The sequence below is a fragment of the Thalassoglobus polymorphus genome (assembly GCF_007744255.1).
GTDB lineage: Bacteria > Planctomycetota > Planctomycetia > Planctomycetales > Planctomycetaceae > Thalassoglobus > Thalassoglobus polymorphus.
The window spans coordinates 805,705-818,000 of the sequence record NZ_CP036267.1; the positions used below are offsets into that span (position 1 = coordinate 805,705).

The 12,296-nt window shown below is 51.3% G+C and carries 7 protein-coding genes; 3 read left to right on the forward strand and 4 right to left on the reverse strand.

Going from position 1 to position 12,296, the window contains the following annotated elements; translation table 11 throughout:
• Nucleotides 1–12: 12 nt before the first annotated feature.
• Complete coding sequence (locus tag Mal48_RS03090) at nt 13–909, reverse strand: TIGR01777 family oxidoreductase (RefSeq protein ID WP_145195987.1); 897 nt, start codon at nt 907–909, stop codon at nt 13–15.
• 423 nt (nt 910–1,332) lie between these two features.
• Nucleotides 1,333–4,059 (reverse strand): tetratricopeptide repeat protein, encoded by a 2,727-nt coding sequence (locus Mal48_RS03095; protein WP_145195989.1) that lies wholly within the window; start codon nt 4,057–4,059, stop codon nt 1,333–1,335.
• A 486-nt stretch (nt 4,060–4,545) separates the two neighbouring features.
• Between Mal48_RS03095 and Mal48_RS03100 the strand changes: the two genes are divergently transcribed.
• The 3 genes from Mal48_RS03100 (at nt 4,546) to Mal48_RS03110 (ending at nt 9,977) form a co-directional block, all read left to right on the forward strand.
• The gene (locus Mal48_RS03100; RefSeq protein WP_197441997.1) at nt 4,546–5,847 is read left to right on the forward strand and encodes an efflux RND transporter periplasmic adaptor subunit; all 1,302 of its coding nucleotides are present in this window, start codon (nt 4,546–4,548) and stop codon (nt 5,845–5,847) included.
• 14 nt (nt 5,848–5,861) lie between these two features.
• Nucleotides 5,862–9,047, forward strand: a complete 3,186-nt coding sequence (locus Mal48_RS03105; RefSeq protein ID WP_145195993.1) for an efflux RND transporter permease subunit — start codon at nt 5,862–5,864, stop codon at nt 9,045–9,047.
• A 309-nt stretch (nt 9,048–9,356) separates the two neighbouring features.
• Nucleotides 9,357–9,977: a 4Fe-4S dicluster domain-containing protein gene (locus Mal48_RS03110; protein ID WP_145195995.1), complete on the forward strand. Its 621-nt coding sequence runs from the start codon at nt 9,357–9,359 to the stop codon at nt 9,975–9,977.
• A gap of 38 nt (nt 9,978–10,015) precedes the next feature.
• On the opposite strand, the gene Mal48_RS03115 is transcribed toward Mal48_RS03110, so the two are convergent.
• Nucleotides 10,016–11,383 carry an ArnT family glycosyltransferase gene (locus Mal48_RS03115; RefSeq protein ID WP_145195997.1) on the reverse strand — a complete coding sequence of 456 codons (1,368 nt, stop codon included), beginning with the start codon at nt 11,381–11,383 and terminating at the stop codon, nt 10,016–10,018.
• Complete coding sequence (locus Mal48_RS03120) at nt 11,380–12,294, reverse strand: DUF58 domain-containing protein (protein ID WP_145196000.1); 915 nt, start codon at nt 12,292–12,294, stop codon at nt 11,380–11,382. Before Mal48_RS03120 ends, Mal48_RS03115 begins: the two co-directional genes overlap by 4 nt.
• Nucleotides 12,295–12,296 lie beyond the last annotated feature (2 nt).

Sequence of the window (12,296 nt, forward strand, 5' to 3'; positions counted from 1 at the left end):
GGTGCAGTCTTGTTATTTTTTCAGAGCCGCCTGAAGTGCCTCTTCAAGATTCGGATGATTGAATTGAAATCCGTTTGACGTTGCGACTTCCGGGATTGCGTTCGCGCTAGGGAGGATGAGAGCTTCGCCCATTTCACCGAGAACGAGTTTGACTGCAAATTTTGGCATCGGGAAAATGGTCGGGCGTGAAAGGACTTTCCCTAACGTTTTCGTGAACTCGCGATTGGTGCAAGAGTTCGGAGAGGTCCCATTGACCGGACCGGAGATGTTTTCATTTTCGATGGCAAAGTGAAACAGTCGAGCGATATCTTCCAGAGAAATCCAGCTCCAGTATTGTTTTCCATCTCCCATGATTCCGCCGACGCACAACTTGAAGGGAGTGAGCATCGCCTGGAGTGCTCCCCCATCTTTCGACAAAACAAGCCCTGTGCGGACGTGAACTGTGCGGATGCCAGCATCACGTGCCGGCTTGGCTGCGAGTTCCCAATCTTTGCAGACTTCTGGAAGAAAACCGGTTCCAGCCGCTGAGGATTCGGTCAGAACATCATCTCCACGGTCACCGTAAAAGCCGATTGCCGAAGCGACAATCATCGCTTGTGGAGTATCGTCCATGTTGGCGATTGTGCGGGCGAGTAAGTCCGTCGATTGAATTCGGCTCTCGCGGATGCGACGTTTTTTGGCCTCGGTCCAGCGGCCTTCACCAATGTTTTCGCCCGCAAGATGAACGAGGACATCGCAACCTTTCAGCAACGATTCCTCCATCGATTCTGCAAGAGGGTCCCATTGAATTTCATTCGCGTCAGCCGGTTCGCTCCGAGTCATTTTGATGACCTGATGACCGCTGTTTTCGAGCATTGGAACGAGCTTCTGTCCGAGAAGTCCGCTGGCACCTGTGATGTATATCTTCATTGTCTCTGTTCCTCTCGATTCCGATCTCTGAATCAGATGAACCGAAATTCTTTGCTGACGATAACATGCTTGTAAAACTCGCGAAGTTCACTTGCGTAACTTCATTGACTGTTCGTCACACAATACAAGTATAGACTGAAATCAATCTCCGGCGACTCTGTTTGGAGCATCTTTCGAATTGGTGTTCAGGTTCTGGCTCGTGGCGAACAGCAGTTTTATTGATGAAACGCGTGATTCACGGTCACACGGTACAGCATACTGCTCTAAGAAGAAGTAGAGACCGAGATCCATATCTGGCGACTCTGTTTAAGGGTAATCACCATGGCGAGAGGGAAATAAGTGAACGACTTGTCAGTACCTCGCGACGTTTGTGCCGAAGTCCTGTGAGGTTTGCCATTCTTTCTTTGCTGCTCGCTGAAGAGCTTACGGGAGTGTCGTCGTCTGTTTTTCTCCCGGGACAATCGCAGGGAGCTGACCATAGGAGGATGGATGCGGAGGGTTGTAGCTTCTTGAAGCTGGCTCGTTTTGGCTTGGGCGAGTCTCCTGATAGCCACTCTGGATGATCGGTTGCTGCTGGTAAGGATTTGTCTGATTCGACTGATTCAAAGATGAGTGGTAAGGAGGTGGTTCGATATAGTTCTGGTTCGAAGCTGCTGCCCCTGGTATCTGTTGTGTTCCACGATTTTCTCCGGAACTGCGATCCTGGACCTGTCCGTAGAAATTCTGATTGAGAGGCCGCTGAGCTGAGAAGTTTTGTTGTGACTGCGGCTGTGGCTGGTATTGCTGTTCTTGCTGTTGCTCTTGAAATTGCTGCTGCCCCTGTGGACGCTCAGGCTTGTTGTCTGAGGTTGTTTCGTAAGGGAGCATTCCACCATGTTCTGCAGGAGAGCGTAAGGCAGGGGCATTCGGAGCAGGCGTATGGAGGTTCATCTGCCGTTGGTTCCATGCTCCCTGCATCTGTTGGTTCAACTGCTGACTGGCAGGCATTCTTTGTTGACCAAGTTGCTGCTCCATTTGCTGTTGCTGCCTTCTTTGTTGTTGAAGGAGCTGCTGCTGTTGTCCCGGCGTTTGATGATTTTGTTGCTGAAGATGCGCATCGTACCGAGAGGCTGTCCCGAATTGTTCCGGTCTGTTGGTGACTTCTGAAGTGGGAACTTGTTGTCCCATGGAGTTCACAGCTGGTCTGTCGAAAGCTTGCTGAAGATCGAGCGGAGCCATGTCGGTCGGGAGGACGCGGTTCGGTTGCGAGTAGCTGCTCCCGTTCCATCGTGAATTCGCTCCGGGCTGTTGCTGTGGAGCAGTTTGGTTCATTGTGGGGAACATCGATCCCGGTCCGAGACCCATTCCCATGCGGGCTGCTTCGAGGCTCGCTTCCTCAAATGCGTTTCGACTGCTTGGCTCTTTTGGTGAGTTGATGTTGTTTGGCGAAGGTTGGTGTCGGGGCGGGTTTTGATACTGGTTCGAGTGATTGAACTGCTCAGGATGATTGTTGAATTGTTGCGCTGGATTACTGTACTGCTGCGACGGTTGCCGTAATGTTGCTGGGGCTCCCTCTGGATTTCCGTTGGGAGTTGCAGTGACGTTTCTTCGACCTGAATAAATTTGTGCGGAGGTCGATGGCGTTGCAACTGATTGGTCGTTGGTCGGATATTCGTATCCGAGATTACGCGTCTCATTCAGCTGTGCAGCAGAGTTTTGTGGGTGGTATCCGACCTGCTGTGCGCGGTTGGTCTGCGCGTTGTGTTGTTGCTCTGGTGTTGATGTACCGCTCCACGGTTTTTGCAGCGGGTCGTGGGAGGCGTTTTGTTGAGTGAGGTATTGAGATTGTGAGATCGGGCCTGCTGGAAAGCGGCTGTTCTCTGGAGGTTGTTGCGGATTGAAATCGGAATTGACCGATTGCCCAGAAGAGATTTGAGGGAGTTGAGTGGGAGACTGTCGCACAACTTGTTGCTGTTGTCTCACCACTTGCTGTTGGTTGGGAAGGTTTGAGATTTCCCCTTCACGACCGATGAACAGAGCAGTTCCCTGCTGTCGGTTCCCGTTGCCTCCATAGGCCTGTCGTGAGGCACCAGACTGCTGCTGCTGGAAGTTTTGTGCGTATTGCTCTCTAGCGTTGAGCGGTTGGGGCGAGCGAGTTTGTTGTGATCCAAGCGAGGATCGTTCGATGGCTCCGGTGGAGCTGTTCATCGAAATCGCTGAGCCCTGGTGGTTCTGGTATCGCTCACGATCAATCGCAGCCAATTCATCTTTGAGTCGTTGCTCAGGGTTGAGCTGACTGTGTGATTGGTGTTGCATGTCGGGGCGGATACTGGGCAGGCCGGAGAATTCTTCACGGGTCGGTTGTTGAACTCTGCTCATGGCAGCTCTGTTTTGCAACTCTGCGATGCTTGGTTGTTTCGGATTGGTTTCAGAGTTGACCTGCTGCTGTTGCTGCTGATGTCCAGGCATCAATTTCCCGAGAAGCGACTCTTCTTGTTTCTCTGGGGTCGGCTTGACCTGTTCACTGGCGAGTTGTCGCGCCGCTTCCGAACTCATGATCTTGCTGTAGGTGGCCTGTGCTTCACCCGGTCGGCCTTGAGCGGCATAGACATCGCCTAAATGTTTGACGGCATCGGTATTGGTTGGATCGACCTGAGTCGATCGAAGAAGATATCGCTCACTTTCCGCGAGTCGATTTTGAAGGAGGTAGGAATAACCTAAGTTGCCGAGAATTTTGGAATCGCTGGGGGCTTGAGCCAATGCGTACTGATACTGTTTCTCAGCCTCTTTGAAGTTCTTTTCAAGATCAGCCACAACCGCCAATCCATGATGAGCTTCAACATTTTGTGTCGGCTGAAGTTCGAGAGACTTCTGGAAATGTTTTCGCGCTTTCGATATGTGACGATCATCTTCGTCCTGATACCAGGCAATGATTTCCTGCTGCCCTAGCTTGATGCTCGCTTCAGCTTCCTGTTCAGTTCTTGCAGCTTTCTTTTTGACGTTTTCGACAAATTTGCGTGAGTTCTCCTCGATCTCCTCTTCAGTCATCTCTGCCTTCGACGATTTCGAGCCGAAAGGGAGTGACTTCAGGGAGAATGAACTCGTGTCCGCTGTCCGACAGCCCATCGTCAGACAAAGTGAAAACAGAATGAGTCTGTTTGTCGGTTTCATAATCGACCTCGGCAATGCCGAATCGTGCCCTTACTCGATCCCTGACCGATTTCTTCACACAGAAGCATCAGGCTGAGAATTGAGTAGTGATTTGAATTCTGGATGTGATTGTTTAGCCCGGAATGGGCGGGAGGGGAGGGACTCGCCGGGAATTGGCAAGTTGAGCCGCTGTTCTAGCGGATATTGGATAACGTGTCGAGACAAGTTTTGTGACGCCAGCGAGGGTCTTAATCTGTTGCATGGTAGTGGTTTACAGGGCGCTGCAGATTGATGCCTCGAGTTCTTTTTGGGTTGGATGATCGGCAATGTTCCGAATTTCCCCGAAGTATCAGTTTGTTCGAAGGCGTTCATTGTGAACTTGCGTTTTTACACAGACCATTCTCCCTTGGTGTTGATGGAGCCAGTAGAACCCGCTTTAATGTATTGAATTCCCCACTTGATGTTCCCCAAACATCATACCTATTCCCACCTTATGGAGACCTGCCCATGGTTTTCCTGAACTGGTTCGGCCGTGTCCTATTCGGCTGCTGTGCAATCGCTGCCGCCTGGAGTGTGTGGTATGTGATTTATCTGCAATCTCATGCTGCAATTGCAGAGGGCGAGAAGCCAAAACCAGAACAGGTGATCGCTGTCGAAGTGGTCGCTGCTCAGCAGGACATGATTGAAGAACGCATTGAACTCGTCGGAAACTTGCTCCCCGTCGCTCAAACAGAAATTCGCTCTCGGGTGGATGGATATATTGTCGAACTCCCTTTCGATGTTGGAGACCGCGTCTCCAGTTCTCAAACGCTTTGCCGTATTGATGACTCGGGTCAGCTGGAAGCACTCGATAAAGCGAAAGCAACTCTGAAAGCAGCGGAAGCTCAATTACGTGTTCAAGAGTCTCAGTACCGATTCACACAAAAAAGTGTTGAGCGGGAAGAGCGACTTGCCTCACGAGGAGCTGGAACGGATGAGCAACTCGAGACCGCTTACTCGAACAACGAAATCGCTCTGGCCCAAGTCGAACTGGAACAGGCTCGCGTCGCTGAAGCGAAAGCAGATGTGAACGTTTTGGAAATCGGGCTGGAAGATTTTAGTCTCTCGACACCGATCTCTGGATATGTGGCTTCACGAATGGTCGATATCGGCGACTTGGCAAAGCCGGATGTCCCGTTGATGCAAATTGTTGATCTGGAGACGGTCAAGACGACCGTCAATATCATCGAAAAAGACTATCAGAAAGTCGCAGTCGGGCAGGCTGCGATGGTGACTGTCGATGCCTATCCTGAACGGACATTTGTTGGCGAGGTAAAACGTATCTCTCCAGTGCTGGATCAGGACACACGCACAGTTTCTGCTCAAATTGAAATCAAGAATCAGGATTCGTTATTGAAGCCGGGGATGTATGCGAGAGTCTCGCTGAATTCAGAAAAGGTTAAGTCGAGCGTGATTGTACCATTGTCAGCGGTGTTGGAAATCAACGGGCGCCAGGCGGTTTATCTCGTCGACGCTGCTGGTAAGACTGAGTTACGGCAAGTTCGCCTCGGCTCCAGCGATGGTTTGGTGACAGAAGTCTTGGAGGGGGTTGAAGCTGGCGAAAACGTCATTACGCTTGGGAATCGGCTCGTCAAGCCAGGGCAGCTGGTCAATGCAGAGCAACAGCAGCAGCCCTGGGGACTTGATGAACGAGCGCTTTCAAGTGGAATGGAACCGTCAGCGGCTCCAATCGGTGATCCTGCAGGTGATCTCGTCACAGATCCACCAATCGACCCAACTGCAGACAGTGCTCCACTGGCTGGTGAATAAAAAGGAGGGGTGCTATGAATCTTCCTCGTCTGGCGGTGCATCGTCCGGTGAGCACGATGATGGCAAGTATCATTGTCGCACTGCTCGGTTGGGTTTCGTTGACAGAACTTTCCGTCGACTTGATGCCTGATCTTGAGTTTCCGACAGTGACTGTCACCACACTTTATCCGGGCGCCGGGCCGGAAGAAGTTGAGACGCTCATCACCAGACCGCTCGAACAGGTTTTGAGTTCGGTAAGCGGGTTTGAGCGTTTGACCAGCCGGAGCCTGGAGGGGAGCAGCAGTGTCCGCGTCCAGTTTAAGTGGGGAGCCGATTTGGATGTTGCCGTCGATGAAATGCGACAGGCGATTGATAAAATTCGACAGGCATTTCCTGATGATGTCGAGATGCCGTACCTGCGTCGCTACGACGCCAACGGTTCGCCAATCATCTATTTAAGTCTGAACAGTGAACTGGAAGTGACAAAGCTGACTCAGTTTGCTGAGAGAGCGATTATTCCACGGTTAGAACGTCTCGATGGCGTGGCTCGTGTTGGCATGCGGGGAGAGGTCAAACGGGAAATTCATGTCGATATCGACCGTGCGAAACTGGAGTCACTCTCAATTGGTGTCGACCAGGTTGTTCAGGCACTTGAAGAAGGAAATGTCAGTAAGCCAGCTGGCGATTTCGAAGAAGGGCATCTGCATCGCCTCATTCGGAGTCGAAGTGAATTTCAAACATTGGATCAGATCCGGGACCTTGTCATTCAACGGACTTCCGGAACGGTGATTCGCGTTAAAGATGTTGCGGAAGTGGTCGACAGTCACGAACGAATTACTCAACGGACACGTACGAACGGACGTGCGGGAGTGATGGTTTACGTGTTCAAACAGGCCGGTGCCAATACGATTCAAGTGAGCGACGACGTTCATAAAGCCGTTGCTGATTTGAATCTCGAACTTCGTAAAGCCGAGCTCATCATCCGGCTCGATAAGTCAGATTATATTCGCAATTCCATCTCGAATATGCAGTATTCAGCCGTGCTGGGAATGGGGCTGGCGATGCTGGTTCTGGTTCTCTTTTTGCGAAGCTTTCAGAGTACTCTGATCATCGGGATTTCCATGCCGCTTTCGGTCTTGGGAGCGTTTGTTCTGATTTACTTCTGGGGTTTTACTCTGAACATGGTCTCCTTTGGCGGTCTCGCTTTGGGGATCGGGATGCTTGTTGATAACTCCATTGTTGTGCTGGAAAGTATCTTTCGAAAACGGGATGAAGGACTCCCTCGCAAGGAAGCTGCGATTGAAGGAACCAATGAAGTTGCCAGTGCGATTACAGCGAGTACCGTCACGACACTCATTGTCTTTCTCCCGTTGGCGTTTGTGCATGGGATGACTGGCGTCCTGCTTCATCAGTTGGCCTTCGTCGTCTGCGGGGCGATGATATGCTCTCTGTTTGTGAGTCTCACACTGACGCCGACTCTTGCTGCTTATTTCCTGTCAGAGACAACCACATCTACAGAACCGGTAAGTCAGAGAAGTCGGGGCCGGAGAATTCTGCATCTGCTTGCAATCCCTTCCAAGTGGTTGCATGCCTCCACGGAATTTGTTTTTCAGTTCATCGAACGCATCTACGAGAAGTTCCTCAATTTTGCTTTGAAGATTTATCCTGTGACAGCCTCGCTGTTGCTGATTCTCTTTGCTGCGATTCTGGGGCTCGTCCCTCGTGTCGGAACGGACTTCCTTCCTAAGACCGATGATGGTCGAATTGGAATTACGGGAGTGATGGCTCCCGGAATTCAAGTCGATACGCTGGATCGACAAACCAAGATCATGGAAGAAGTCGTTGCCTCTGCAATTCCAGAAACCCTCACAAGCTCGGTCTTTATCGGTGATTCAGCTGATGACGGAGAAGATTGGAATGAAGCTCGGGTGATTCTGCAACTTGTCCCCCGGGACGAGCGGGAATCGAGTGCAGAGGAGATCCGTAAGCGGTTTATGGAACACCTGAAGCCAATCCCCGGGATGAATGTGAACGCTCGTGTCTATAGTGGGCTTCCGATGGCCCGGATGTTCAACAGCAACGGAGAAGATAACTTAGCGATACTCATTCGGGGGCATGATCGTACCACCGCGAATCAACTGGCTGATGCCGTGATGCAGGCAATGAGGAACGTGACGGGGATTGTCAATGTTGAAAAACAGATGGACAAAGATCGTCCACAACTTATGACGCGAATTGATCGTGCTAAGGCGAGCCATCTTGGCATCACGGTGCAGACGATTACAGACACGCTCGAAACGACCTTTCGGGGAACTGAAGCGACCGTCTTCCGAGAAGATGGCGACGAATACAACGTCCTCGTTCGATTCAATAAGGAGGACCGCTCCCGGCAAGCAGATCTCGATCAGGTTTCTGTCACAACAGACACAGGACGACTTGTGCCTCTGGGGAATCTTGTCTCGTTTCAGCTTGGGAACACGCCACTGGCAATCGACCGGTTGGACCGTCAACGTGTGATCATCATCTCGGCTTCAGCAGAAGGGCGTGACCTGGGGAGTGTCGTTAGAAACCTTCGCGACGAAATTGCCAATGTTCCAGTCCCGGATGGATTTCAAGTCGATATCAGCGGCGACTGGGAAGAACAACAGAAAAGTTTCGTTCTGCTTACGAAGGGTTTTTTGCTCGCGGTTCTGTTGATGTATATGGTCATGGCTGCTCAGTTTGAATCACTCCGTGATCCACTTTTGATTCTGTTCACACTTCCTCTGGCCGCCATCGGAGTCATTCTGGTCTTCGTCTTCTGGGACACGACCCTCAATGTACAGTCGTTCATCGGACTGATTGTTCTCGCTGGTGTGGTCGTGAATAATGCGATTGTCCTCATCGATTATGCCAACCAGTTACGTACTCGCCACCCGGAGCTTCCGGCATTGGAGATTATTCGCAGAGCCAGTACCCGGCGTTTTCGTCCGATTGTCATGACGACACTCACGACTGTGCTCGGCATGCTCCCTGTTGCCATGGGAACTGGCGAAGGAGGGGAGCTTCAGGCCCCGATGGCCCGTGTGGTGATCGGCGGTTTGCTCTCCGGTTCGGTAATCACTTTAATCGTTATTCCGTTAATCCTGCGTGTCACGATGAAAAAGGGAGAACCAACTGTCGAGGCAATAGAGCCATCGACGATGGTGCACGAGAAACCAAAAGCCCTTTCTGCAGTGTGACTTACGTTAGTGTGACTTACGTTGTTTTTTGCCAGCGCTTCGGTAAACTTGTCCCCTGAAACAGGCCGCAGAAGGTGTTTCTCGTCAATTTTATAAGACAGGCAGTTCAAAATGCTCTCAAGTGCGGGAATTGGTTCTGTCGAAAACGCAAAGCTGTGGCATGAACTGAGTTCCGACACTATTCTGTGAGGAACAGGATCACACGCCTCAACTTGCCTTTTGAGCCAGTTGCACTCACTTGGGGTCACCTTCGGTGAGTGCCGGACCTCGTATCAAACGTCGTGTATTTAATTCCAGGAAGATTCTGAGATGACGATCTCGGTTGAAGAGTATTTCGCAACACGTAAAGACGACCGCAAGAAAGAAACGCGGTATCTGAACGTGATCAACAAGGACTCCTGCACCAGCTGCCAATCCTGCGCGACTGTTTGTCCTGTCGATTGTATCTATGAAGTTCCGAGCTCGATTCCTGGCCAAAGCTACCACCAGATCGATACATCTCGCTGTATTGGTTGCCAGATGTGCTACCGCTCGCCTAGTGATAGTTCCAGTGTTTACCAACTCACGATTTGTCCCTGGAATGCCATCGACATGCTTCACAATCCGAATGTGAAGCCGGCTGAACAGTCGAATTTCTTGCCATATTGGAAGGGATCTGAAGAGGATCTCCCTTGGCCGAAAATTGAAGAGTACGGCTACCAGCTCCGTCTGGATGGCGAAGTCTTCCTCCCGCTGGGGCGCGAAGACCTGATTGAGATCATGGACTGGTTCACAAAACCTGACTGGTTGTTCTCTGAAGATGGTGAGACGATCGCCATCGCATCAGTGACAAGCGGAGGCGAGAATAAAGTCTGCTACACAGCCTCTGAAGAAGGCCACGACCTGTTGGAGTGCATCTTCGACGACTGGCAGCGAATCTTCATGGACTGATTCCCCGCGAATCATTCAGGCTTGAGTGCCAGCGAATCTTATGGAAGTGCTGGGGCTTCGCTGGTTGACTCGATCCCAATCTTTCTTAGAAACGGTTGGAGTACCACGAGCAACCCGACCGATGCGAAGATGTGGATCGGGAACAGCACTGGAACGAGAAAGCGGCCCTCGACAGACCAGGTGGCTGCGATTGCGAACAGGTTGATGGCAAAGACTGCTAGCAGGACTTTGCCGATCGGAGTTCTCCCGATCGACCAGATTCCGAGAAGCATCAATGCGGATATGATCCACTCAGTTGGATTTCTTGGCCGACATTCTTGATACATCTTGGTTGGTGCGAGCAGGGCTGCTTTCATCGGATTGGCTAGAATCCACTTGAGTGCCTCTGCTTTGCTGTATTCAGCTTTGGCGATTTCATTTTCAAGCTGTGACGCTTGTGGCTCGATCACACCGTCGAAAAATCCCTCGGTTTCAATGTTAGGCCACAGCCCGTTTGATTCCCAGATCGAGTCGCCAAAGCCTGCTGAGAGCTGGACAAGTCCTTGTGTTCCTAGTGGCATCATCTTTTCAGTCAGCTTGATGTTCCGTACCGCCCAGGGGGTGAGGACCACTCCGGTTCCAACCAGAAAAACAGTGACGGCAAGAACTGATTGGCGAAAATTAAATTTCAGTTTCCGAATGATCCAGTAAAGTGTCAGGCACATTCCAGGGCCCCAGAGAATCATCATCGTTCGTGCGAGCATCGAGAAACCAAACGTGAATCCGATGAGTGCTGAGTGCAGTAAGATCTCGGGGAGTTTGGCTCGCTGCATTCGTTGAAGCCGCAAGAGTGCGATACAGATGATCGATGTGAAAAATAACGACATCGATTCCGTCAGGATTGCTCGTCCGTAAAGCCGTGTGCGGACGTCGATGACGATGAAAAGTCCGAGGGCAATAACGACGCTATGCCAACCATAGCGGGGATAGAGTGTCATCACGATCAGCGCCAGCGTGCCAGCCATGAAGCCTGCATCCATGATTCTCGTTGCCCAGAACTGCCTTCCGAAAAGACGGTTCAAGTAGCTGATGGCATATGGATAAAGTGGCGGTCGATAGGTGACCTCCCAGCGAGGGCGGGGTGTGAGTTTGAATCGCTCTGCTGTTTTCGCAGCAATATCATACGGTTCTCTGAAATCGGGGTCTTCGGTGTTCACCGCGAATCCGCGTCCGTGGGCAAGTTCCCAACCGATTGAGTCGTAGTCGACTTCATCTCCCGAGGTCGATGGGGGGCCATTCAAGTCAAATTTGAAATGGTAGTACCCGACAAAAATAGTCCAGCATAGACCGAAAGAAATGAGGCCGACGCACCAGTTCGGAAGTTGCCGGCTGGTTGAGTCTGTTTTCTGTGGAAGTGGCTCAATCATGCTTTTCTTCCAGACTGTAGAATTGAACGGAGAGTCGTTTCCGCAGGAGATGAAGTGTCGACTTGGTGATAACGACAGTTTGTTTCGCCGGTCGCTTTTTTGAGGTCGTGCAAAAACTGATGAAACTCTTCGAGATAGCCCGTCCGGATCGCCTGAGCCTGAATTTGTTGATCGCCAGAACCTTCGAGGTCACGAAACAGAACGGAGCCTTCAAACGGAAACGTCTTCTCTGCTGTGTCGAGTATGTGAAGCAGGCGGACGTCGCATTTCTTGAGTTGCAATAATCGCAACGCTCGACGGAATGCAGCCAAGTCACCAAATGCATCGGTCAGGAGAATCACAATCGACTTCTCTGGAACACGTTCGGCAGCTTTCAAAAGGCCGGTCCAGTTTTCGTCTTCAAGACTTGTCGTCTTGCCAGCTTGGTGAAGTTGAAGGAGTGCTTCGAGTTGATTGATCAGCGTTTGTGTCCCGGCGGTTCCGTACAAAGGACCGATAATGGATTCGATTGAATCATCAAAGCAGAGCAGGGCGGCCTTGTCTCTTTGGTAACAGGTCATCCAGCCGATCGCTGCAGCCAGGCAGGCTGCATAGTTTAATTTGTTGAGCGGGGATGACTGCGAACAGTAACGCATCGAGCCACTCACATCGAGGAGCAGCCAAGCCTGAAGCTGATTTTCATCTTCGAATTGCCGGACATAAAACCGGTCTCGTCTTCCATACAACTTCCAGTCGAGAAAACGAACATCATCACCGGGGGAGTAATCGCGGTGTTCTGCGAAGTCGACGGAGAAGCCACGTTGATTCCCTCGATGTGTGCCGGTGAGGATGCTTTCGACAAGAGAGCGGGCGCGCAGGGAGAGTGTCTCCATTTGCGCGAGGGCTTCGGGGGTCAGCAGGTCGGCGCTCACTC

Bases quoted from the DNA above. Each gene is read 5' to 3' on its own strand.
- Mal48_RS03090 (WP_145195987.1), bottom strand. From the start codon at position 909: ATGAAGATATACATCACAGGTGCCAGCGGACTTCTCGGACAGAAGCTC.
- Mal48_RS03095 (WP_145195989.1), bottom strand. From the start codon at position 4,059: ATGAAACCGACAAACAGACTCATTCTGTTTTCACTTTGTCTGACGATG.
- Mal48_RS03100 (WP_197441997.1), top strand. From the start codon at position 4,546: ATGGTTTTCCTGAACTGGTTCGGCCGTGTCCTATTCGGCTGCTGTGCA.
- Mal48_RS03105 (WP_145195993.1), top strand. From the start codon at position 5,862: ATGAATCTTCCTCGTCTGGCGGTGCATCGTCCGGTGAGCACGATGATG.
- Mal48_RS03110 (WP_145195995.1), top strand. From the start codon at position 9,357: ATGACGATCTCGGTTGAAGAGTATTTCGCAACACGTAAAGACGACCGC.
- Mal48_RS03115 (WP_145195997.1), bottom strand. From the start codon at position 11,383: ATGATTGAGCCACTTCCACAGAAAACAGACTCAACCAGCCGGCAACTT.